Origin of the sequence: Anoxybacillus amylolyticus, from assembly GCF_001634285.1 — a bacterium.
GTDB classification, from domain to species: Bacteria; Bacillota; Bacilli; order Bacillales; family Anoxybacillaceae; genus Anoxybacteroides; species Anoxybacteroides amylolyticum.
Genome location: NZ_CP015438.1, coordinates 975,904 through 1,000,585 on the forward strand (window position 1 = coordinate 975,904; position 24,682 = coordinate 1,000,585).

21 protein-coding genes are annotated in these 24,682 nt (G+C 43.1%); 19 read left to right on the forward strand and 2 right to left on the reverse strand.

Going from position 1 to position 24,682, the window contains the following annotated elements; all coding sequences use genetic code 11:
- Positions 1–61 precede the first annotated feature (61 nt).
- The 11 genes from GFC30_RS05105 (at position 62) to GFC30_RS05155 (ending at position 14,636) form a co-directional block, all read left to right on the forward strand.
- The gene (locus GFC30_RS05105) at positions 62–1,456 is read left to right on the forward strand and encodes a hypothetical protein (RefSeq protein ID WP_066323180.1); all 1,395 of its coding nucleotides are present in this window, start codon (positions 62–64) and stop codon (positions 1,454–1,456) included.
- A gap of 87 nt (positions 1,457–1,543) precedes the next feature.
- The gene (locus GFC30_RS05110) at positions 1,544–2,719 is read left to right on the forward strand and encodes a M20 family metallopeptidase (protein WP_066323181.1); all 1,176 of its coding nucleotides are present in this window, start codon (positions 1,544–1,546) and stop codon (positions 2,717–2,719) included.
- Between the two features lie 132 nt (positions 2,720–2,851).
- Complete coding sequence (gene hemE / locus GFC30_RS05115) at positions 2,852–3,895, forward strand: uroporphyrinogen decarboxylase (protein ID WP_066323182.1); 1,044 nt, start codon at positions 2,852–2,854, stop codon at positions 3,893–3,895.
- A gap of 14 nt (positions 3,896–3,909) precedes the next feature.
- Entirely contained in the window at positions 3,910–4,854 is a 945-nt protein-coding gene (gene hemH, locus GFC30_RS05120; protein ID WP_066323183.1) for a ferrochelatase, read from the forward strand.
- The gene (hemY, locus tag GFC30_RS05125) at positions 4,851–6,281 is read left to right on the forward strand and encodes a protoporphyrinogen oxidase (protein WP_066323184.1); all 1,431 of its coding nucleotides are present in this window, start codon (positions 4,851–4,853) and stop codon (positions 6,279–6,281) included. The genes hemH and hemY overlap by 4 nt, the downstream gene beginning before the upstream one ends.
- Positions 6,282–6,377: 96 nt before the next feature.
- The gene (locus tag GFC30_RS05130; protein WP_066323185.1) at positions 6,378–6,950 is read left to right on the forward strand and encodes a TetR/AcrR family transcriptional regulator; all 573 of its coding nucleotides are present in this window, start codon (positions 6,378–6,380) and stop codon (positions 6,948–6,950) included.
- 70 nt (positions 6,951–7,020) lie between these two features.
- Entirely contained in the window at positions 7,021–9,405 is a 2,385-nt protein-coding gene (locus GFC30_RS05135; protein WP_066323186.1) for a YhgE/Pip domain-containing protein, read from the forward strand.
- 144 nt (positions 9,406–9,549) lie between these two features.
- Entirely contained in the window at positions 9,550–10,563 is a 1,014-nt protein-coding gene (locus GFC30_RS05140) for a LacI family DNA-binding transcriptional regulator (protein ID WP_066323187.1), read from the forward strand.
- Positions 10,564–10,678: 115 nt separating this feature from the next.
- On the forward strand, positions 10,679–11,995 hold the full coding sequence (locus GFC30_RS05145) for an ABC transporter substrate-binding protein (RefSeq protein WP_066323188.1): 1,317 nt from the start codon (positions 10,679–10,681) through the stop codon (positions 11,993–11,995).
- Positions 11,996–12,485: 490 nt separating this feature from the next.
- Positions 12,486–13,793: a carbohydrate ABC transporter permease gene (locus GFC30_RS05150; RefSeq protein ID WP_066327151.1), complete on the forward strand. Its 1,308-nt coding sequence runs from the start codon at positions 12,486–12,488 to the stop codon at positions 13,791–13,793.
- A gap of 15 nt (positions 13,794–13,808) precedes the next feature.
- The gene (locus GFC30_RS05155) at positions 13,809–14,636 is read left to right on the forward strand and encodes a carbohydrate ABC transporter permease (RefSeq protein WP_066323189.1); all 828 of its coding nucleotides are present in this window, start codon (positions 13,809–13,811) and stop codon (positions 14,634–14,636) included.
- 70 nt (positions 14,637–14,706) lie between these two features.
- On the opposite strand, the gene yhfH is transcribed toward GFC30_RS05155, so the two are convergent.
- Positions 14,707–14,844 (reverse strand): protein YhfH, encoded by a 138-nt coding sequence (gene yhfH / locus GFC30_RS16420; protein WP_084256199.1) that lies wholly within the window; start codon positions 14,842–14,844, stop codon positions 14,707–14,709.
- Positions 14,845–15,069: 225 nt separating this feature from the next.
- Between yhfH and GFC30_RS05160 the strand changes: the two genes are divergently transcribed.
- From GFC30_RS05160 to GFC30_RS05170, 3 genes are all read left to right on the forward strand, one after another.
- A complete protein-coding gene (locus tag GFC30_RS05160) occupies positions 15,070–16,440 on the forward strand; it encodes an IS1380 family transposase (protein ID WP_066323190.1) in 1,371 nt (456 codons plus the stop codon).
- Positions 16,441–16,835: 395 nt separating this feature from the next.
- The gene (locus GFC30_RS05165; RefSeq protein WP_066323191.1) at positions 16,836–17,570 is read left to right on the forward strand and encodes an MBL fold metallo-hydrolase; all 735 of its coding nucleotides are present in this window, start codon (positions 16,836–16,838) and stop codon (positions 17,568–17,570) included.
- A gap of 133 nt (positions 17,571–17,703) precedes the next feature.
- Positions 17,704–19,248 (forward strand): fatty acid--CoA ligase family protein, encoded by a 1,545-nt coding sequence (locus tag GFC30_RS05170; protein WP_066323192.1) that lies wholly within the window; start codon positions 17,704–17,706, stop codon positions 19,246–19,248.
- A 148-nt stretch (positions 19,249–19,396) separates the two neighbouring features.
- On the opposite strand, the gene GFC30_RS05175 is transcribed toward GFC30_RS05170, so the two are convergent.
- Positions 19,397–19,987, reverse strand: a complete 591-nt coding sequence (locus tag GFC30_RS05175; protein WP_066323193.1) for an SCO family protein — start codon at positions 19,985–19,987, stop codon at positions 19,397–19,399.
- Between the two features lie 134 nt (positions 19,988–20,121).
- On the opposite strand from GFC30_RS05175, the gene GFC30_RS05180 reads away from it, so the two are divergent.
- The 5 genes from GFC30_RS05180 to GFC30_RS05200 all read left to right on the forward strand — a co-directional run bounded on the left by GFC30_RS05180 (position 20,122) and on the right by GFC30_RS05200 (position 24,669).
- Positions 20,122–21,381, forward strand: a complete 1,260-nt coding sequence (locus GFC30_RS05180) for a M48 family metallopeptidase (RefSeq protein ID WP_066323194.1) — start codon at positions 20,122–20,124, stop codon at positions 21,379–21,381.
- Positions 21,382–21,591: 210 nt separating this feature from the next.
- Positions 21,592–22,875, forward strand: coding sequence for an isocitrate lyase (gene aceA, locus GFC30_RS05185; RefSeq protein WP_066323195.1), 1,284 nt, complete (start codon positions 21,592–21,594; stop codon positions 22,873–22,875).
- A gap of 195 nt (positions 22,876–23,070) precedes the next feature.
- Positions 23,071–23,268 carry a hypothetical protein gene (locus tag GFC30_RS05190; protein WP_066323196.1) on the forward strand — a complete coding sequence of 66 codons (198 nt, stop codon included), beginning with the start codon at positions 23,071–23,073 and terminating at the stop codon, positions 23,266–23,268.
- 97 nt (positions 23,269–23,365) lie between these two features.
- The gene (locus GFC30_RS05195) at positions 23,366–23,953 is read left to right on the forward strand and encodes a competence protein ComK (RefSeq protein ID WP_066323197.1); all 588 of its coding nucleotides are present in this window, start codon (positions 23,366–23,368) and stop codon (positions 23,951–23,953) included.
- 98 nt (positions 23,954–24,051) lie between these two features.
- Positions 24,052–24,669 carry a TVP38/TMEM64 family protein gene (locus GFC30_RS05200; protein WP_066323198.1) on the forward strand — a complete coding sequence of 206 codons (618 nt, stop codon included), beginning with the start codon at positions 24,052–24,054 and terminating at the stop codon, positions 24,667–24,669.
- Positions 24,670–24,682: the final 13 nt, after the last annotated feature.

Genomic DNA, 24,682 nt, shown 5'->3' on the forward strand with positions numbered 1-24,682 from the left:
TGATGTAGCACATTCATTAGGCGATAGCCTGTGTGAATAGAACAAGGAAAGGGGAAAAAGCATGGGGGTTGAGTTGACTGCGTTGCATTGGATTTACGTCGTCTTCGTTGTGCTTATCATCGGATTTATGGTGGCACGAAAAGACACATCGCTTGTTTGTATGATTGGCATTTTCTTGTTAGCGATTACTGCCACTCATTCGTTAAGTGCAGCAATCAGCGGGGTATTTAACAGTTTTATTTACGCTATGACTGAGCTGTTGCCGACTATTTTAATTATTTCAGTGATTGTGGCAATGAGTCGAGTCTTAACGATAACTGGCATTAATGACGCGATGATTTCTCCATTTGCTCGCTTGATTCGTACGCCAAATTTAGCGTATTGGATGATTGGGCTATTGATGATGGTCATTTCGTGGTTTTTCTGGCCATCGCCAGCGGTTGCACTTATGGGGGCAGTGCTATTGCCAGTTGCTCTTCGTGTTGGGTTGCCGGCGATTGGAGTTGCGATGGCGATGAACTTATTCGGTCACGGCATCGCTTTATCAGGTGATTTTGTCATTCAAGGGGCACCTAAATTAACCGCCGATGCAGCAGGTCTTCCGGTAGCAGAAGTCGTGTCGGCTAGCGTTCCGCTCGTTTTTGTGATGGGAATGGTGACAACAGTGACGGCGTTTATTTTGTTGCGACGTGATATGAAAGCTGGAAAAGTAACCGTCACAAACGAATTAGCTGTAACAGTAGAAGAGGTAGAGCAAACAAAACTATTGTTGTCGAACGGCGCGAAAAAAGGATTGGCGATGCTTATCCCGATTTTGTTTATTGCAGATGTTGTAGCGATGTCTTATTTAAAATTGCAAGGTGGGGATGCGACGGCGCTTATTGGCGGGACAGCTATTTTCATTTTGATTTTGCTCTCCATTTTTGCTCATCAACGCAGTAGTTTTGAAAAAATAACGAATTATTTAATTGAAGGGTTTCAATTTGGATTTAAAATATTTGGTCCGGTTATTCCGATTGCTGCGTTTTTCTATTTAGGAGATGCAGGATTTGTCCACATTATCGGTGAATATTTGCCAAAAGCTTCGCAAGGCATTGTTAACGACTTAGGTGTTGCGCTCGCTCACGCTGTTCCGCTAAATAAAGAAATAGGGGCAGTGACGTTGACGCTTGTGGGTGCTGTTACAGGATTAGATGGGTCTGGATTTTCTGGCATTTCATTAGCTGGCTCTATCGCTCATTTATTTGCGGTTGCGCTCGGTACTAGCGCGGCAACGCTTACTGCACTCGGACAAATTGCTGCGATTTGGGTTGGCGGTGGAACATTAATTCCGTGGGCGCTTATTCCGGCTGCTGCCATTTGCGGCGTCGACCCGTTTGAATTAGCGCGGCGTAACTTAATTCCAGTCGTCGTCGGGCTTGCCGTGACAACGGTTGTGGCAATGTTCCTGTTATAGAAGAAGGGCTGCCTTTAAACGGGGCAGCTTTTTCTCATTATTGCTTTATATCATGATATAATAAGAAAAAGAGAAAGGAGCGAGAGGATGATTGAAAAACTATACGAACGTTTAGAAGCGTATTACGACGAAATGGTGGCCATTCGCCGTTATTTACATCAACATCCAGAACTGTCGTTTCAAGAATATAATACCGCGAAATATATCGTGGACTATTATAAGACGTTAGGGGTTTCAGTGCGGGAACGTGTCGGTGGAAACGGAGTTGTCGCTAAAATTGTTGGAGCCAGCCCAGGCAAAACAGTTGCCTTGCGCGCTGATTTTGATGCGCTTCCAATCCAAGATGAGAAAGATGTTCCTTATAAATCAACCGTTCCAGGTGTCATGCATGCATGCGGGCACGACGGCCATACGGCGACGTTGCTTGTTCTAGCAAAAGCGTTTTATGACATAAAAGACGAACTTTCTGGAACGGTGGTGTTTATCCATCAGCATGCAGAAGAATACGCGCCAGGCGGAGCGATAGGGATGATTGAAGACGGTTGCCTCGATGACGTAGATGTCATTTTTGGTACCCACTTATGGGCAACCGAGCCGACCGGAACGATTCAATATCGAACAGGCCCGATCATGGCAGCGGCCGATCGGTTTGAAATTAAGATTCAAGGGAAGGGGGGGCATGGAGCGCAGCCGCATAAAACGAAAGATGCTATCGTTGTAGCTGCACAGCTTGTGTTAGCACTGCAGCAGATTGTCAGTCGCCGTGTCAATCCGTTGCAACCGGCCGTTTTATCTATTGGTTCGTTTATCGCGGATAATGCATTTAACGTCATTGCGGACACGGCAAAACTTGTTGGAACGGTGCGCACGTTTGACGAAGCATTGCGTGATGAAATCGCCCAAGAAATCGAGAAAATCACAACCGGCATTTGCTTAGCGGCGGATTGTTCATATGAATATACGTATACAAAAGGCTACCCACCGGTTGTCAACCATTCCGAAGAAACGAATTTTATCGTTGACATAGCGAAACAACTTCCAGAAGTGACTACTATAGAAGAAACAGAGCCGCATATGGGAGGAGAAGATTTCGCTTATTATTTACAAAACGTGAAAGGTTCTTTTTTCTTTACAGGAGCAAAAGCAGCAAACATCACAAGTCCGTACCCACATCATCATCCGAAATTTGATTTCGATGAAAAAGCGATGCTGATTGCGGCAAAATTGCTCGGTACAGCTGCCCTTCAATATTTGAAAAAATAAATCGTCAATTTTTTGACAGTTTACCACGTTCGCTATACATTAAAATAAGAAACTTGTATAGTTGTTATTGTACCCCACTTGGCTTGTGGCCAAGTTTTCTTAATGTCATTGGCAGAAAGGCGGAGGAAGAAAATGAAACGTTCATTTAATGATACATTTTTACGTGCTTGCCGCGGAGAAAAAACGGAGTACGTTCCGGTCTGGTATATGCGGCAAGCAGGACGGTCGCAGCCAGAGTATCGCGCGTTAAAAGAAAAATATTCCCTGTTTGAAATCACTCATCAGCCGGAGTTATGTGCGTATGTGACGCGCTTACCTGTCGAACAATATAATGTTGATGCAGCGATTCTTTATAAAGATATTATGTCACCGCTTCCAGCGATCGGTGTCGATGTGGATATTAAAGCAGGAATTGGACCGGTTATTTCCAATCCGATCCGTTCCCTTCAAGATGTTGAAAAACTCGGGGAAATCCACCCTGAAGCAGACGTTCCGTACGTATTAGAAACGATCCGATTATTGACAACCGAACAGTTAAATGTGCCGCTTATCGGCTTTGCGGGTGCGCCGTTTACATTGGCAAGTTATATGATTGAAGGCGGTCCGTCGAAAAATTATAACAAAACAAAAGCATTTATGTATGCAGAGCCAAAAGCGTGGTTTGCGCTTATGGACAAGCTTGCAGATATGACGATTCGCTATATAAAAGCGCAAATTCAAGCAGGGGCGAAGGCAATCCAAATTTTTGATTCATGGGTCGGTGCGGTGAATGTAGAAGATTATCGCTATTTTATTAAACCGACAATGGCACGCATTTTCTTCGCGTTGCGCGGAGAAAACGTCCCATTGATTATGTTTGGCGTCGGTGCTAGCCATTTAGCGAAGGAATGGAACGATTTGCCACTTGATGTTATTGGGCTTGATTGGCGTCTGTCGATTAAAGAAGCGCGAGCAAACGGTGTAACAAAGGCGGTGCAAGGAAATTTAGACCCAGCGGTATTACTTGCACCATGGGACGTGATTGAAGAGCGCGTAAAGAGAATTTTAGATGAGGGGATGGAAAATCCAGGGTATGTGTTCAACTTAGGGCACGGTATTTTCCCAGACATCCAACCAGAAACATTAAAGAGGCTGACGGCGTTTATTCATGAGTACACAGCCGAAAAACGGAAATGAGGTGCGGGAAAAAAATGAGAAAAAAGAAAATAGGGCTATTAGTCATGGCGTATGGAACCCCTTATAAAGAAGAAGACATTGAACGGTATTATACACATATTCGCCATGGCCGCAAGCCGTCTCCTGAAATGCTACAAGATTTGAAAGGACGATATGAAGCGATTGGCGGCATTTCCCCGCTTGCGAAAATTACAAGAGAGCAAGCGGAGGCGTTAGAAAAGCGGCTGAACGAAATCCAAGACGAAATGGAATTTCGTATGTACTTAGGGCTCAAGCATATTGAGCCGTTTGTCGAAGAGGCTGTTGAACAAATGCACGCTGACGGAATGAAGGAAGCAGTTAGCATCGTGCTTGCTCCACACTTTTCGACTTTTAGTATTCAGGCGTATAATGCACGAGCAAAAGCGGAAGCAGAAAAGCTTGGTGGTCCTGTCATTTATTGTGTGGAAAGCTGGTATAAAGAGCCAAAATTTATTCAATATTGGGTAGAAAAAATAAAAGAAATTTACGAAACGATGAGCGCCACCGAACGGCAAAAAGCTGTATTAATCGTATCGGCGCATAGTTTGCCGGAAAAAATTATTGCTGCCGGTGACCCGTATCCACAGCAACTTGAAGAAACAGCGAAAATAATTGCAGAACAGGCCGGAATCGAGCATTATGCGGTTGGATGGCAAAGTGCGGGAAATACTCCGGAACCTTGGCTTGGACCGGACGTGCAAGAACTAACGAAGCAACTGTACGAAGAAAAAGGATATACGACCTTTGTTTATGCACCAGTCGGATTTGTCGCCGATCATTTAGAAGTGCTGTATGACAACGATATCGAATGCAAAAACGTCACCGATGAAATCGGTGCAACTTATTATCGTCCACCCATGCCAAATGCTCAACCACTATTTATCGATGCGTTAGCAACCGTTGTGTTAAACCATGTAAAGAAGGCGATGGAACAGTGAGTGACGAAAAGCAAACGGTAATAGTCATTGGAGGCGGAATTACAGGGGTTGCTGCCGCTTATTATTTACAAAAAATGATAAACCAGCAACAATTGCCGCTGGAATGCAAATTGATTGAAGCCACCCATCGGCTAGGCGGGAAAATTCAAACGGTCGTTCGCGACGGGTTTGTCATTGAACGAGGTCCAGATTCTTTTTTAGCCCGGAAACAAAGCGCATCTCGTCTTATTCATGAAGTAGGGCTGCAAGACAAACTGGTTCATAACGCTACCGGTAAATCGTATATACTTGCGAATGAAAAATTGTACGCTATTCCAGGTGGAGCAGTGATGGGGATCCCCACAAAAATTCGTCCGTTTGCATTGAGCGGCCTATTTTCTCCAATTGGTAAATTGCGGGCAGCGCTTGATTTTATTTTACCGCCAACGAAGACCGTAGGGGATTTGTCGTTAGGGCAGTTTTTCCGGCGCCGCCTTGGCGATGAAGTGGTGGAAAATTTAATTGAGCCACTACTGTCGGGCATTTATGCTGGCGATATTGATCAGCTAAGCTTAATGGCGACGTTTCCACAATTTTTTCACTTGGAACAAAAACATGGAAGCCTTGTACTTGGAGCAAAGCGGACAACGCCAAAAGCAAAAGAAACCGCCAACAAAAAAGGTATTTTTCAAACATTAACAACCGGTTTACAATCGCTTGTAGAAGAAGTGGAAAAACGACTTGAGCCTGGTAGCGTCAGCAAAGGCATTCGTGTGGAACTAGTGGAAAAACACGATCGTCGCTACCGGCTGTATTTAAGCAATGGAGAAGTATGGACAGCTGATAGTGTAATCGTTGCTGCACCGCACCAAGTAGTGCCGGAGATGTTTCCAAACGTATCATTTTTTGAACCGTTTAAAACAATGCCGTCTACATCGGTTGCTACTGTTGCACTTGCTTTTGCCGAAGAAGCAATCGAACAAAATATCGATGGAACAGGTTTCGTTGTGTCGCGGCGGAACGACTATACGATTACTGCCTGCACATGGACGCATAAAAAATGGCCGCATACCACACCGAAGGGAAAGGCGCTATTGCGCTGCTATGTTGGTCGTCCTGGAGATGAAGCGATTGTGGAGCAATCGGATGATGACATTATTCGAGTTGTGATTGATGATTTGAATAAAATTATGCGAATTAACGGTCGTCCTGAATTTGCTGTTGTTTCTCGCTGGAAAAAAGCAATGCCGCAATACGTGGTCGGACATAAAGAACGAATGGAAACAGTGAAAGAAAAAATAAACGAGCAACTCCCAGGCGTCTTTTTGGCAGGTAGCTCGTATGAGGGATTAGGGTTGCCTGACTGTATTGATCAAGGAGAAGAAGCGGTCAAAAAAGTGCTTGATTATTTAGGCGTCAACAAACAGTTAGTGGTAGAGGTTAACTAATAACAGTTAACCTCTTTACTTTCAGAAGCAACCGTGTTAAGATGTATTTACGAAATGACCAAAACGTTCATTTAGTCAATTTAAAGGATGAGGACGATGGCAGTTAATCGAAAAAAACAAATTATTGAAGCGGCAACGAAATCTTTTTCCCTTTTTGGTTATAAAGCAACAACGATGGAACAAGTAGCTAAACTAGCTAATGTTGGCAAAGGGACGATTTATACATTTTTCAATAGTAAAGAAGAGTTGCTTGATGAAATTATTATGTCGCTAATTAGCGAAATTAAAGAAGCGGCCGAAGAAGCGATCGATCCTAGCCGTCCGTTTTTGGAAAACGTCCATCGAGCGTTGTACCGTATTTTAGCATTTCGCAAGCAGCACGAATTAACAATCAAATTGCTTCAAGAAGTGCGAGATATCGGAACGCCAACCGTTCAAGAAGTGATGAAAAAGCTCGATCGAGCGGTTCTTTCCTATATTCGTGAAAAAATTGAGGAAGCAATAAAAAAAAGGGAAATTCGGTCGTGCGATCCAGAAATTACTGCATTTTTAATGTTAAAAATGTACATTGCACTCGTGTTTGAATGGGAAAAAGACAACAAGCCGCTATCAGAAGAAAAAATTGCCGAATTGTTTGAACTTTATTTTTTGAAAGGATTATCACAATAGATGGTCCTTCTTCTTTTTCTTATAAATGACTAAATGAACAAAATGGTCAATAGTATAAAGGAGGGAGAAAATGAAACAAGAGTGGAGAGCGATTATCCAAAACCGAAAGCTGTTGATTCCTCTTATCGCGGTTTTGTTTATTCCGCTTTTGTATAGTGGCATGTTCCTTTGGGCATTTTGGGATCCGTACGCTCATTTAGATGAACTGCCAGTAGCGGTTGTCAACAATGACAAGGGAGCAATATTTAACGGAGAAAAGCTAGAGATTGGTAAAGAATTGGTTGACAAATTAAAAGAAAACAAAAAATTTGCTTGGCATTTTGTTACAGAGCAAGAGGCAGAAAAGGGATTGCGCGATCAGAAATACTATATGGCCGTGAAAATTCCAGAAAATTTTTCGGAGAATGCAACGACCATCCAAGACGAGCATCCAAAGCGAATGACGCTTATTTATATGCCAAACGAAAGCTTTAACTTTTTATCCGCACAAATCGGAAATACAGCAGTCGAAAAAATAAAAGAAGAGCTTTCCCATACAGTAACTGCTACGTATGCGGAAACGATGCTAGAGAATGTAAAGAAAATGGCGGATGGGCTTCACGATGCAAGCGATGGAGCAAAACAAATACATGATGGAGTGACAAAAGCAAAAGATGGCGCTGCACAATTGCAAACAGGTCTTCATTCTGCGAAAGAAGGGAGTAAACAGCTTTCCAAAGGAACAAAAGACGCAAAAAACGGTGCAGCAGAAATTTATCGGAATTTGCAGGTGCTAGCGGAAAAGTCCCTTGTCTTTGAAGATGGTTTAAAATCAGCAAGCATTGGCTCAGAACAACTCCAAGCTGGTCTTGGAAAACTTGATGAAGGATTTTCCCGCCTTCAGGCAGGGCAGGAACAGTTGCTTGAGGGAGCGAAAAAGGCAGAAACAGGATCCACACAACTATCTAACGGGTTGCAACAGTCGTTAGGTGGAATGGAGCAAATGAAACAAAAAGTACCGCTATTAACAGAGGGAACGTTGCAAGTGAAAAACGGTGCTGGTAGTCTTGCAGCTTCACTAGGACAATGGAAACAAGGAGCGGACAGTGCCGAAGCAGGAGCAACTCAAGTGAGTGCTGGCTTGCAACAAGTCATTGCTCAGCTCGATATGATGATTGCTAAAACGGCTGATGAAAACGAAAAAGCAACATTGCAAACATTAAAAAACAATTTATTGCCATTATCTGAAGGAAGTAAGCAAGTTGCTAGTGGGGTTGCCCAGCTTGCGGATGGGGCGGGCGCATTAAAAACAGGCGCTGAAAAATTAGCAATAGGGGCGTCCAAACTATACAACGGGCAACTTGCATTCGCTCAAGGAATGAATCAACTTGTTTCTGCGCAAGAGCAACTCGCAGCCGGTGCGAATGCACTTGCTTTAGGACAAGGAACCATTGTACAAGGACTTACGACGTTTGGAGAAAAAATGACAGAAGCAAAAGAGGGAATTGCCCAACTAGCAAACGGCAGTGGGAAATTGACGTCAGGATTACATCAGTTATCGGATGGCTCAGCCAAATTGCAAAATGGAGCGAGCCAATTGGCAGACGGATCAGGGAAGCTCGCTTCTGGCATGACAAAGTTAGAAAACGGTATTTTTACGTTGTCTAATGGAGTAACACAACTTTCTGATGGTTCGGATCAGTTAGTAGACGGAATGAAAAAGCTCGATGACGGTTCTAAACAATTGGCCGATAAGCTAGCGGACGGAGCGAAAAAAGCAAGCGATGTAAAAGCAAACGATGATGTGTACCGGATGTTTAGTGAACCCGTCAAAATGAAAAATGAGCGAATTCATCACGTACCAAACTACGGCACCGGATTTACTCCATATTTCTTGTCGCTAGGATTGTTTGTCGGTGCATTGCTTTTATCCATTGTCTTTCCGTTGCGCGAACCAGCAAGTACACCAAGCTCTGGAGTGCAATGGTTTTTCAGTAAATTCGGCGTCTTAGCGGTTGTTGGCGTTGTTCAAGCGTTATTAGCTGATACAGTGCTGCTTGTAGGACTTGATTTACATGTGCAAAGTGTGCCGAACTTTATTATCTTCAGCATTATTACAAGTTTAGCGTTTATTGCAGTGATTCAATTCCTTGTCACTACGTTAGGTGATCCGGGGCGCTTTGTCGGAATTGTGATTTTGATTTTGCAATTGACGACAAGTGCAGGAACGTTTCCGTTGGAACTGATTCCAAAAACGTTACAGCCGATCAATCATTATTTACCAATGACGTATTCGGTGTTTGGGTTTAAGGCAGTGATTTCTAGCGGTGATTTTGCGTTTATGTGGAAAAATGCCGTTATTTTAGCCGCATTTATCATCATTTTATCGCTAGGAACTGTGTTTTATTTCACTGCTCAGCATAAACGAAAGTTTTATACGATGACGCAACAGATGACTGAAGCTCCTGAGGCATAATCGCCTTTAGGAGCTTTTTTTGTCAAAAAATTTTGCAACAGCTAGTTGAATATTAGGATAATGTGAATTATAATTCAAATATGAAAACGATTTCAGTAACCGGAGGGATGCAGCCGTTTGAGCGAGTAAGGGGGTTAATGGAAGATGTCTACTATTGAAGATGTAGCAAAGTTGGCAGGGCTTTCGCGGACGACGGTGTCGAGGGTCATTAACAATCATCCATATGTTTCAGAAGATAAACGAAAATTAGTCATGGAAGCGATGAAACAGCTTGGATATGTTCCCAATTCCTCGGCAAGGAGTTTGCGAAGCCAAAAAACGGATGTCATTGCGTTGTTTGTTCCAAGGATTATGAACCCATTTTTTAGCCAATTGGTAGAGGCAATGGAAATTTCCGCTGCTGAACAAGGCTACCAGCTAATTATTTGCCAGACGAGGTACTCACCGGAAAAAGAGTTAAACTACATGAATTTATTAAAAACAAAACAAGTAGACGGTGTCATTCTGGCGTCCATCCAAAACGATTGGAAAGTGCTTGAACCATTTTTGCAATATGGACCAATCGTATTATGTAACGAGTTTGATGAACAGGCAAATGTTCCGTCGGTCATGCTTGATCAAGTACACGGCGGATACATAGCTGCGAAACACTTGCTTGAACAAGGTCACCGCCGCATTGCGTATTGCCGAGGGAGTACAAGAAGTAATGTTGCTAGTCATCGAGAAATCGGGTTTCGCAAAGCGCTTGCGGAGTATGGAGTGGAGTTTGACGAGCAGTATGCGTTTCGCGATGCGCTTCATAGTGAAGACGGAAGACGGGTGTTCCATCAAATGATGGCGCTTCCAACACCGCCGACCGCTATTTTTACGGGAAGCGACGAAGTGGCGGCCGGAATTATTTCGGAGGCGAACAAGCATGGCTGGCGCATTCCAGAACAATTGGCGGTCGTTGGATTCGATAACCAAGAAATTACCGAGCTAATGGAGCCTTCGATTACGACTGTTCATCAACCAGTTGCCAAAATGGCGCAGAAAGCACTAGAAGTGATGATTGACAAAATTCATTCACGCAAATATAAGCAGCGCGAAATATACGAATTTCCGCTTAAGCTTATTGTCAGAGAGTCCACGGTCGCAAACAAGCTCGCTCAGCTGTAAAGCCTAAACTGTAATGCTCTGCTCGTCTAGCCGGCTGGATAAACATCTAAGTTATTGGCAGAAAGGTTATGAAATCGATATCTGAAAACGTTTTACTATTATAGGGGGTATACGTATGAAAAAAGCAATGAAAGTATCATCTGCGATGCTAGCACTTACGCTTGGATTAACTGCATGCTCTAGCGGACAAGATGCGAGCAACGGAACGAAAGACAAAAAGGACAGCCAAAAAACCGACAATAAATCAAGCGAAGTAGTCAAAATTGTGTATGCCCGCGGTCAAGATGCAACAAAAGCAACAGAAAAAATTATTGAAGCGTTTGAAAAAGAGCATCCAAACATTAAAGTCGAATTTCGCGAAATGCCTGCAGATACAGGGAAACAACACGACGCCTATGTAACGATGTTAAATGCGCAATCATCTGAAATCGATGTCATGGACCTAGACGTTGTTTGGCCGGCAGAGTTTGCGCAAGCAGGGTATACGTTGCCGTTAGATCGTTTTATCGAACAAGACGGCGTAGATTTAAGTAAATATAACCAAGGGGCGCTAGCGGCAGGCAACTTTAACGGAAAGCAATGGGCGATGCCAAAATTTATTGATGCGGGAATGTTGTTCTACCGGACAGATCTTGTTCCGAAAGATAAAGTGCCAAGAACGTGGGATGAACTATTAAAAGCCGCAAAAGAATTGAAAGGAAAAGGCGGTACGAAATACGGGTATTTAATGCAAGCGAAACAATATGAAGGATTAGTATGTAACGCTGTCGAATTTATCGCTTCTTATGGCGGACAAATTGTTGATAAAAACAACAATGTCGTAATTAACAGCCCACAAGCGATTAAAGGATTGAAAAAGATGGTCGAAATCGTCAAATCGGATGTTGTTCCAAGCAATATTACAACGTTCACAGAGCCTGAGTCTCATACAGCATTTATTGAAGGGCAATCACCGTTCATTCGCAACTGGCCTTACCAATATGCGTTAGCAAATGATAAAGAACAATCCAAAATTGTCGGTAAAGTTGGGGTTGCGCCACTTCCAGCAGGTGACAAAGGTTCTGCAGCGACATTGGGCGGTTGGATGACAGCGATTAACAAATATTCCAAACATCCGAAAGAAGCTTGGGAGTTTGTGAAATTTATGACAGGACCAGAAGGACAAAAACTATCAGCAATTTATGGTGGTTTGGCGCCAACGCTTCCAGAACTATTTAAAGATCAAGATATTTTAAAAGCGAATCCGTTCTTTGCGGAAGAAGGCTTTGTGAATGCACTAAACGCAGCCGTTCCACGTCCGGTTGTGCCGAACTATCCAGAAGTATCGGAGATTATTCAAATCAACGTTTCAAAAGCGCTTGCAGGAGAGTTAACAGTTGAGCAAGCGGTTGCGAATATGGAAAAAGAAATTAAAGCAGCGTTGAACAAATAATAAAGAAAAACATAGGCACAGCGTTTGTTCAATAGGCACCTTATTTTCCTCGGCTTAAAAGCTTCATGTCTGTTTTTGCTCGAGGAATGGTGTTGCAATCGCTATTTATGAAAAGATTTGTTTCCTAGTGAATCGTTGTTCAACGATTTTGTTAGCCTTCAGTTTGCTTTTTCAGCACTGAAGGCTAATATCCTTTATCATGAGTGTTGATTATCCATTATTTTACTAAAAAACATACAATCATATGGCTGGACACAAGCTTTTCTGCCTTTTCCCTCGAACAAGAACGCCGGCGGACAAATGTCATTTGTCCGCAAAGCATTCATTGTTCGAGGAGGACATGCATACAGCATGCTCAGTCGGCAAACGGTACGTTTGCCGACAACGGCAGAAAAGCTAGGAATAGAGCGATGTCAACTGGTTTTTATTGGTTAATCAACACGCCTGATCCTTTATGTTAGGAGGGAACGTTGTGAAAAAAGAAGCATCGATGAGGAATGAGAAGCGAGCGGAACGCATATTAGGTTATTCGCTCGTTGCGCCAGCAATGTTGCTCATTTTAGCAGTAGCGATTTGGCCAGTCATTCAGTCTTTTTACTACAGTTTATTTGATTATCGATTGAACGATCCGACGAAATCATCCATTCATTTAAACTATAGCCTTGATTTAGAAGGGTATTTGCAAAATTATCCTTTTTTGAAAGGTGCACTAAAACGGGAGATAGCGGAAGCGGATGAAAAAGTGAAAGAACAATTGTCGAGCGTTGAACAAAAATTACAAAAAATGGACAAAACCATTCGTGCAGATCAAGAAGTAGCACACCGTTATGACCAAGTGGACGAGGCGCTCAATAATTTTGAATCGCCAAGCGATAACATTAAAATTGTGGAGCTGGACGAACAAGCTGCCAATCAATTTACAGATACAGTGCGTGATATTGTCAAAACGCTTGAACAACTGAGAGAAGCAGGGGAATTAAAACATCCGGATAAAGTCGTTGGACTTGCGCAAGGATTAAAAGGGGTTATTATTGAACCAAATTTTGTCGGACTCAAACATTATAAAGACAGTTTAAGCGATGCTCGTTTGTGGAAAGCGCTATGGAATACGACATTCTTTACTATCGTTTCTGTGGCAGTTGAGCTCGTACTAGGGCTTGGAATTGCGCTTTTAATTAATAAAGCATTTTTTGGCCGCGGGCTTGTGCGGGCGACAATTTTAATTCCGTGGGCAATTCCAACGGCAGTATCTGCATTAATGTGGAAGTTTTTATATGATGGTCAAAACGGAATTGTTGCCAAATATTTTGCCGACATTGGTCTTGTCCATCGAATGGGAGATTTATTAACGACAGAAATGGGCGCCATGTTTTCAGTTATTTTCGCAGACGTGTGGAAAACAACACCGTATATGGCGTTATTATTGCTTGCAGGCCTACAGACAATTCCAAGTTCATTATATGAGGCAGCTTCCATTGACGGGGCGACAAAATGGCAACAATTTACCAAAATTACGTTGCCGTTACTAAAATCAAGCATTTTAGTAGCGCTATTATTCCGCACGCTTGATGCGTTCCGAGTGTTTGACTTAATTTACGTATTAACGGGTGGAGGTCCGGCTAACTCGACAGAAACGATTTCGATTTTAGCGTATAAAGTCATGTTCTCGCAAACGAATTTTGGAGGTGGCTCAGCGTTAGCAGTCATCGTGTTCATTTGCGTTGCGATTATCTCCATTATTTATATTAAATTGTTAGGGGCGGACTTACTTTCGGATGGTGCGAGCGCGAAAAAATAGAGAAGAGGTGAGATCATGCAGAAAAAGGCAGGCCCGCTATTTTACGTGTTTTTAGCTGTGTTCGTGTTTTTCGTGATGTTTCCATTTTTATGGATTTTGCTGAGTTCCATTAAACCGTTGAGCGAATTGTTCGGGGATAAGGCGTTTAATTGGTTTACAAGCCATCCGACATTGAAGTCGTATGTGTCTGTATTTGTGAACTACCCGTTTTTACGCTATTTATGGAACAGCACGGTTGTCGCGACAATTACGACCGTTTATACAGTGTTTGTGGCAGCATTTGCTGCATATGCGATCGCCCGGCTTGAGTTTAAAGGAAAAGCGGTGATTCTCGGGATTGTGTTAGCGGTGTCAATGTTCCCGCAAATTGCGACGATTTCACCAATTTATATGTTTGTGAAAAAATTCGGCTTAACGAACAGTTATTTAGGGTTGATTATTCCGTATACGACGTTTGCGTTGCCGCTTTCGATTTGGCTATTAGTGACATTTTTCCGCAAAATTCCGTTTGATTTAGAAGAGGCAGCGAAAATGGACGGTGCTACCCCGATGCAAACGTATTTTAAAGTTATTTTACCGTTAGCAGTGCCTGGGGTATTTACGACATCGATTCTCGTCTTTATTGCGGCATGGAACGAATTTTTGTTCTCGTTAACGATTAATACAGCGGAAAAATATAAAACAGTCCCTGTTGGTATTGCGATGTTCCAGGGGCAGTATACGATTCCGTGGGGCGAAATTTCCGCGGCAACCGTCATTGTGACGATTCCGCTTGTCATTATGGTGCTATTGTTCCAACGCCGGATTGTATCTGGTTTAACGTCTGGTTCGGTGAAAGAATAAGGGAAATATGGAATCGATTTCAATATCCATACACAAAAAAGGATGCTCACCAAAAAGCGAGCATCCTTTTTTAATGGTGGAACGTTACGCCTAAACAATTGTTGCATTTGTTCCCATAGCATTCATGTTGTTCTTCGATTTCTTTTCCGCAGTCTGTGCATTTTTTTCTCGGAAGGTTTTTGAAAAACTCAGAAATTTTCATTAGCATTTGAATCGCCTCCGTTAATTTGTTAGTTATATTGTATTATAACAGAACGAAACAAGTCAATAACTGTTTTAAAACAATTTTCTGCAATCGTGCAAAATATTGGGGAATTTTGTATGATAAAAGAAAAACCTGAATCCGTGGCAAAACATCTTTACAATGGTCGCAAACCGTTGGTACGATAAGGGAAAACGACGTTTATGACTCTTCATCAAGTAGGTGAATTTCATGAAAGATTTTCCGATTCGGTTTGTATGGACAGATGAAGCGATCACCCCAAGTGCTGGGCTTGCCCTCGTTGGCTACTTGCTTCATCAAACGAAACTCGACAAACGGTTAAACGTCCTTCGGCTTCCGCAGGTGCGCCGAGATGTTCACATCTCTCATGGTGATGTCATTCGCTCGATGATCGGTTTGCTTGCCACAGGAAAAACGGATTTCGATCATATCGAAGCGTATCGTCATGATGATCTATTTGCGACATCGCTGGGCATCGAACACGTGCCTTCCTCTCCGACTTTACGGCAGCGACTGGATCAGCTCGCCTGTCTTCCGATGACAGACACGATTCTTTGGGAGGAATCGATGCGCCTATTGAGGCGACGACAAGCGACCTTGTCCCCTTGTTGGACAAAACAAAAGACGACATGGGTTCCCCTGGATTTAGATGGCTCCCCGTTTGACAACTCCGACACGAAAAAGGAAGGAGTCAGTCGGACGTATAAAGGATTTGACGGCTTTACGCCATTGTTTGCGTATGCAGGAAAAGAAGGATATATCGTCCACGCGGAGCTGCGCCCAGGAAAACAACACGTACAAGATGGAATGCCGTCGTTTTTAACCACTGCCATCCATCGGGCACGTGCGCTCACCTCATCTCGTCTGCTTGTTCGCATGGATGCAGGAAACGATGCAGAAGCGAATGTGCGCGTGTGCCTCGAAGAAGGCGTGGATTTTGTCATCAAACGGAACTTGCGCCGAGAATCGAAAGCCCTTTGGTTTCCAATCGCTTCGCAAAAAGGCAAGCGCACGGACGACTCCACGGAAGGGGTGCAAACATACGAGCTATGCCTTCCGCAAACGATGACGATCGATGGAAACACGCATACGTACTTCCAAGTCACCCAAGTGACCGAACGGACGATGGAACGAAATGGACAGTTGCTTTTCGTTCCTGATTACGAAGTCGAAAGCTATTGGGTGCGCTTAGAAGGGTATGACCACATGCATATGCAAGATATACTCGCGTTGTACCACGACCATGCGACATGCGAGCAGTTTCATAGCGAACTCAAGAGCGATCTCGATTTAGAGCGACTTCCGTCTGGGAAGATGAAAACGAATGCGCTCGTTTTGGTCATCGGGGCATTGGTTTACAATCTTCTTCGTCTGATCGGGCAAGACATATTAAGCGATCCACGCCATCCGTTACATCACAAAGTGAGACGCCGCCGCATCAAGACGATCATTCAGACAGTGATCACGATGGCAGGTCGACTCGTACGCCGATCGCGACAGATATGGATGAAGTTGACGCGAAGGAGTGGCTATAGCGAGCCGCTTCTGAACGTTTACATGAAATGGAGAGAAGGAAGGTAACGAACAATCGTTCGATTCTTTATATCCATCTCGACTCCCTGTCCTTTTTTGTTTTTTCTTTTTGGTTTACATCCCCAAAAAAGAGATTTGTTTCATTTCTGAGAATAAAGATGACGTGGGTAACAAACATAAAAAGGGGTTGATGGATGATATACCCACTAAAACATCATCGAAATCAAAGTCGATTTCAATTCATCACGGATTCAGGTGTTTTTTCTTTTTGGTTTACATCCCCAAAAAAGAGATTTGTTTCATTTCTGAGAATAAAGATGACGTGGGTAACAAACATAAAAAGGGGTTGATGGATGATATACCCACTAAAACATCATCGAAATCAAAGTCGATTTCAATTCATCACGGATTCAGGGAAAAACATATCGTAGAGGTGGATAGCAATGAAGGTGACGGTATTAGGATATTGGGGCGGATTCCCAGCTGTCGATGGGGCAACCTCTGGTTATTTATTTGAGCACGAAGGATTTCGCTTATTAGTGGATTGTGGCAGCGGTGTGCTTGCGAAATTGCAACGGTATATAGCGATTGAAGAATTAGATGCGGTGATTGTGTCGCATTATCATCACGATCATGTCGCTGATATTGGACCATTGCAATATGCGCGCCTTATTAAAGCCAACCTCGGCGCTAATTTGCCAGAGCTGCCGATTTACGGCCACTCCTTAGATCGTGATGGCTTTACAAGGCTTGCCCATAAAGGGGTAACAAACGCAATCGCATACGACCCAGAACAACCGTTACAGGTCGGGCCGTTTACGATTACGTTTATGAAAACAGTGCATCCAGCGATTTGTTATGCGATGCGGGTGACAGTAGGGGGAAAAACGGTCGTCTATACCGCTGACTCAAGCTATATTCCGGAATTTGTCCCGTTTTCCCAACAGGCGGATTTGTTAATTTGTGAATGCAATTTTTACGCTGGGCAAAACGCAGCGCAAGCGGGGCATATGACGAGCGAAGAAGCAGCGACCATTGCCCGTGATGCCAACGTCAGCGAACTTTGGCTTACGCACTTGCCGCACTTTGGCGATCATGCGCAATTGGTTCGCGAAGCAAGCGCCGTGTTTTCTGGAACGGTGCAACTGGCGAAAACAGGATTAGTGTGGGAAGGGTAAATTGTTTATTCCTCCTGAGCCATAAGCATTCCCCTTGCTTATGGTTCTTTTTTTAAATATAATATATTTAGAATTTTTTTAATTATAAAATGAATGATGATTCATTCACGAGGTGAATGGGGGAGGGAGTTTGATGAATTTATCTTCACGGTTGGCAGAGGTGGCACAGCAGTTGCCGCATAAGGAGGCGTATGTATACGAAGGGGAGCGGTGTACATATGGCGAGCTAAATGCGGCAGTATCGAAGTTTGCTAGCGGGTTGCGCCATCTCGGCATTCAAAAAGGGGATCATATTGCATTATTATTGGGAAACTCACCGTACTTTGTCATCGGGTTATATGGCGCATTGCGGGCAGGAGCGACAGTTATTCCAATTAATCCAATTTATACGCCTGATGAAATTGGCTACATTTTGAACAATGGGGACGTGAAAGCGGTCATTGGCTTAGATTTGCTCGTTCCATTATTTGTGAAAATGGAAGCGCGGCTACCGAAAGTAGAACATGTCATCGTTTGTGAAACACCACAAGGAAAAGAACAAGGGGTTTCATTGACGAAAAAAATGAAATCGTTTACAGAAGTGTTGGCAGCAGGGGACATTCATTTTCAAGGGCCGGAATTGGCAGAGGGCGATGTAGCTGTCATTTTATATACGTCTGGCACGACAGGAAAACCAAAAGGTGCGATGTTGACGCATAGAAATCTTTACAGCAACGCACAAGATACGGCGAACTATTTAAAAATTAACGGAGAAGACCGCGTCATTGCCGCATTGCCGATGTTCCATGTCTTTTGTTTGACGGTGGCATTAAATGCCCCTCTGATGAACGGTGGGACAGTGCTCATCGTTCCGAAATTTAGCCCGGCGAAAATTTTTCAGCTTACACGAGAAGAAAAAGCAACGATTTTTGCTGGCGTGCCGACGATGTACAACTTCCTTTATCAATACGAAGAAGGAAAAGCCGAAGATTTGCAGACGCTTCGACTTTGTATCTCTGGCGGGGCGTCCATGCCGGTCGCACTATTGAAAAACTTTGAACAAAAATTTAAAGTGATCGTTTCGGAAGGATACGGACTGTCGGAAGCATCGCCGGTGACGTGCTTTAATCCGCTCGACCGTCCAAGAAAACCAGGCTCGATCGGTACAAGCATTATGAACGTTGAGAATAAAGTTGTGAACGAATTTGGCGAAGAAGTTCCAGTTGGCGAAGTTGGGGAACTAATCGTGCGCGGCCCGAACGTCATGAAAGGGTATTATAACATGCCGGAAGAAACGGCGCACACGATTCGCGACGGCTGGCTATATACAGGCGATTTAGCGAAAATGGACGAAGAAGGGTATTTTTACATTGTTGACCGGAAAAAAGATATGATTATTGTTGGTGGCTATAACGTGTATCCACGTGAAGTGGAAGAAGTGCTTTACAGCCATCCAGATGTGGTCGAGGCGGCAGTTATCGGTGTACCAGACCCGAATTTTGGCGAGGCGGTGAAATGTTTTATCGTATCGCGAAATCCGAATTTAACAGAAGAGCAACTGATGAGCTATTGCCGCGAGCGTTTAGCAAAATATAAAGTGCCAAGTTCCATTGAATTTTTACAAGAACTTCCGAAAAACACGACCGGAAAAATTTTGCGCCGAGCGTTAAAAGATCAGTTGACAGCAGCGGAAGCGTGAAAGAAGATGTCCTTTGTAGGGCATCTTCTTTTATTAGTGTTTTTCTTGAGGCTTGGCTCGGAGCGAACGTCATTATAGTCGTCCTAGCTTCCGTCGTCGTTTTAAGTTTATATGCACTCATGTAGAAAAACCACCGCGTGCCGGTGGTTTATTGTATTTCGTCCATGATGGCGTTATATACTTCCTCTATGTCAAACCCTTTTTTTCCCATGCCGAATTGCTCAATGACCCGGTTGTTTTTATTCAACAAATATGTATTCGTTGTATGGATAAGCATGCCGTTTCCTGGATCGCGGTATTGGAAAGAAAATGTGTCTGCTATTTTTTTCGTATCTTGTTCGTTTCCACGCAGCAACACCCAGCCTTTGTCGTTTTGCTTAATTCCAAACGTTTTTGCATAGGCTTGGAGCTTTTCACGTGTATCGCGTTTTGGGTCGATTGTAATCGTGATAAACTCGACTTTGTTGCCAAAAACGTGCTGTTTTTCGAGCTTTTGGCGAAGTTTTGTCATTTTGAATGTTGTGTTTGGACAAATATCTGGACAATTTGTATAAATAAACTCTAGCAGCCGTACTTTCGGTTTTATTTCGCTAAAGCGGTATTCCTCGCCCCATGCGGTTTCCATTGTAATATTACGCGGAAGCTCCATTTGCCATTGGCGATATACCGAAAAGTAAAAAATGCCGGCTCCTACACAAAGGACAAATAAGCTGCCTAACGTCCAGTATAGTTTTTTCAACCAAATCACCCCCCTTTTTTTCTATCATACACGAAAATAAACGAAAACACGAACGATACTTTTGACATTTGTCTGACGTTCTAATTCCCCGAAAATCGTTTAAACTATAGGAAAGATTGTCCGGAGGTGATGATGTGAAAAAGATGGTTCGTTGGGCACTAGGGGGGTATATCGTATATTGCATAGGAATCATTGGCTATTTTTTCTTATTCGCGCATCCGTCGATTCCTAGCCAATGGAAAGGAACAGCGGCAGATCCGGCCACGTTTTTAACGCCGAATGAGCAACTATTAAGCGAACAGTATTCCCGATGGAAAAATGTATTGTTTTTTTTATCCATTCCGTATGATTGGCTCATTTATTTATTTATACTATGGCTAGGAATCGGAAAAACGCTTCAACGATCGGCGGAGCGAACAACTAAATGGTTTGTGCTACAAGTGGCCTTTTATATGTTTTGGCTCTCGTTGCTTGTAACGATATGGACGTTGCCGATTGATTGGATTAGCTATCACATTTCCCGAGCATACGGTGTCAGCACACAACCAATCAGCAGTTGGCTACACGATCAAATGATCAATTTTCTTATCCAAACAGCCGTTTTCTTTTTAATCGCTCTCGTAATATATTCGTTCATTCGCCGTTTTGATAAGCGATGGTGGTTGTATGCATGGCTTGTGTCCGTGCCGCTGACGGTCTTTTTTATGTTCATTCAGCCGGTTGTCATCGATCCACTTTACAACGACTTTTATCCATTAAAAGATAAAGCGTTAGAAGGAAAAATTTTAGCATTGGCAGAAAAAGCGCATATCCCCGCAGACCATGTATTTGAGGTGAATATGTCGGAAAAAACGAACGCGCTAAACGCCTATGTCACAGGTATTGGATCACATGCTCGCATCGTATTGTGGGATACGACGTTAGAACGATTACAAGAGCGAGAAATTTTATTTATTATGGCGCATGAAATGGGACACTATGTGATGAAGCATATTTATTGGGGAGTAGCAGGAACAATTTTACTTTTATTTGTTGGATTATTTATTACTAATCGTGTTGTCAAATGGCTCATCCGTACATGGGGAAACTCGTTTCATTTACAAAAGATACATGAATTCGCCTCTTTCCCGTTATTTTTGCTCGTTTTTTCTCTTCTTAGCTTTGTGGCCAGTCCTACGGTTAACTTTGTTTCACGGCAAGAAGAGCATGCCGCAGATCAATACGCGATTCAGCGGACACACGATCCAGAGGCAGCAATTTCCGCTTTTCAAAAGTTAACAAAAGCAGGATTAAGCGAAGTGAACCCTCCTACGCTCGTCAAAATATTTCGCTACACCCATCCAACGATTTTCGAACGCATCGTATTTTTAGAGCAAATAAAGCAGAAGGAATAAACAGAAAGGGAATGCCTTTCTGTTTTATTTTTTAAAAATTTTAAAAAAACTGTTTTCTTTTTCGAGAGTCTGTTATATAATAACAACAGAATAAATGATATTTGTATTATAACAAATTGTCGGGATAGTGGCGGTTATGGAAGACATGAGGGGAGAAGCGAGCATGCGGCTATCTTCCGGCGAAAAGAGATCAAACGGAGGGGAAAGAGAATGACAAGAGAAGAACGAATCAAAAAACTTGAGGAAAGCTGGCAACTGGAGGAGCGATGGAGAGGAGTTGTCCGCCCGTATTCAGCAGAAGAGGTCATTAAATTACGCGGTTCGATCGATATTGAGTATACGCTCGCTCGCCGCGGGGCAGAAAAACTTTGGCATTTATTGAATACGGAAGATTATGTGCATGCACTTGGCGCGTTGACTGGAAATCAAGCAGTTCAACAAGCAAAAGCGGGATTAAAAGCAATTTATTTAAGCGGTTGGCAAGTCGCTGCTGATGCAAACTTGGCAGGACATATGTATCCAGACCAAAGCTTATACCCAGCCAACAGCGTACCGCATGTCGTAAAACGGATTAACCAAGCGCTTCAACGTGCCGACCAAATTCAATATTTAGAAGGTAGCGGTGATCTTGATTATTTCTTGCCGATTGTGGCGGATGCGGAAGCTGGGTTTGGCGGGCAATTGAACGTCTTTGAATTAATGAAAGCGATGATTGAGGCAGGCGCTGCAGGCGTTCACTTTGAAGACCAGCTTTCTTCCGAGAAAAAATGCGGCCACTTAGGCGGAAAAGTATTGTTGCCGACACAAACGGCGATTCGTAACTTAATTGCTGCGCGACTTGCAGCAGACGTCATGGGCGTTCCGACGGTCTTAATCGCTCGGACAGACGCCAATGCCGCAGATTTAATCACGAGCGATATCGACCCGCGCGACCAAGAGTTTATTACAGGAGAACGCACACCAGAAGGGTTCTTCCGCACGAGAGCGGGTCTTGACCAAGCGATCGCTCGGGGCTTAGCATATGCACCGTACGCAGACTTAATTTGGTGCGAAACGAGTGAACCAAACTTAGAAGAAGCTCGTCGCTTTGCTGAAGCGATTCATGAGAAATTCCCAGGCAAACTATTGGCATACAACTGCTCGCCATCGTTTAACTGGAAGAAAAAATTGGACGATGAAACGATCGCAAACTTCCAAAAAGAACTTGGAAAAATGGGATACAAATTCCAGTTCGTTACATTGGCAGGCTTCCATGCTCTCAACTACAGCATGTTCGAATTGGCACGCGGCTACAAAGATCGTGGCATGGCTGCTTACTCAGAGTTGCAGCAAGCTGAATTTGCCGCAGAGAAATACGGCTATACAGCGACAAGACACCAGCGCGAAGTTGGCACAGGTTATTTCGATGAAGTATCGCAAGTTATTTCTGGTGGTCAATCTTCAACGGTTGCATTAAAAGGTTCAACGGAAGAAGAACAATTTACGACGGCTTAAGTTTGATAAACGGTGACAGATAAAGAGAACGTCCTTTGATATAAAATAGGGCGCGATAAACAGAGGGGCTGTGTGAAAGATGGGGGATTTTATATAAGGAGATCGATAGACACAAAAGGCTCGCCAACCGCGGGCCTTTTGTTATGAGTAATTTTTTTGAAACATTCCATAATAAAGACAAGGAGGTGTGGAGAGATGGAAAAAAGTAAAGAATTGCCGCTAGATACGGTGTTAAATCCGGAGCTCCGACTTAGTACAGACTTTCATTTCTGGCAAGCGTTTTTCGATGAAACAGTGAATGCAGGTGATTCAATAGCAGAGCACACAGCAATCGAGCAGGCAAACGAATATTTAGCCGAAAAAGCAATAGAACAAACGTTTTTTAATGGATGAGCGATAAAAAATCGCTCTTTGTTTTTTGAAAATATAGAAAAATATAACTATCAATGATATGATGGAAGCGTAAACCTTTAAAAGGAGTGGATGAGTGATGAAACTGAATGAACGAGTAGTGGTAGATAGTTTTATCATGACCCGCTATACAATGGCAATTTTACCACATCTTAGTATGGGGAAATGTTATTCAAAAGTCATTGAAGAAGACGGTGAGTACATCGTTAAAAAGAGACCGCTCGACATCATTGAACGAAGCTGCGATTACTATGGTGCGAGTTTAAAAGGGAGAAAGCAGGGGACAAAAGCAATTCTTGGGATTACTCATAAAGCACCAATTGCCGTTGAGCCAAAAAATGAAATTTACGTATTTCCAACCACCTCACCAAACGATGCCCATTGCGTTTGGATCTCGCATATGCATGTCATAAAATACGAGCATTCTCACCGCGAGAAAACCATTGTTTATTTAAAAAACAACAAAAAGATTTGCCTCGATGTTTCCTGCCACTCTTTTGTCAACCAGCTGTACCGAACTGCCCAATTGCGAACGACATTGTCAGAACGAATGGAAGCGCGCGAACGAAAAATGCAATATTTGTTTCGAATGGACAAGCCAGAAGATTTAGAAAAATTCCAGCGAATAAAAAAACAACACGATCATGAGCTGCAAGATGAAGCATAATAAATTTTTCATATGGATTTAAGCTGTTTCTATTTATATTCCCTTTACAACCGTGTAAAATAAAAACAGATAGCAACAATGTTGAATGGGGAGTATGCATGGACGTTGAAACACTAAAGCACTGGTTTACACTACAGCACGTACTACAATTGCTCGAACATTATCGCTCTTTTGGGATGTTGCCGGGGGTAATCGTCACATTATTGGAGTCATTTTTTCCGGTTCTTCCGATGTTTGTACTCGTCATGGCTAACGCGGCGGCGTTTGGCTTATGGAAAGGGATAATGATTTCATGGATTGGGGCTTGCGTAGGATCGATTCTTGTTTTTTTACTCGCTAGAAAAGTGGGACAAAAACGATTTTTCCGATTTTTAAATCGACACCAAAAAGTGAGGCAGCTTGTCAGTTGGGTAGAACGCCACGGCTTCGGACCATTGTTCTTGTTATTTTGTTTTCCGTTTACCCCGTCTGCGATCATTAATGTAGTTGCAGGTCTGTCTCGCGTTAGCAAGCAACAATTTATTTTGTCAGTGTTACTCGGAAAAATGGTGATGATTTTTGTCATTAGCTTCATTGGCTATGATTTAGCAGCGCTAGCAAAACAACCGCTTCGTACAGTAGCGGTCGTTATCATCGTCTTTCTTTTATGGTACGCAGGGAAGAAAGTGGAAGCCAAATTTTCATTAACAGAAAAAATGAGCAAGGAAGAATCGTAAATTAGGTGAATAA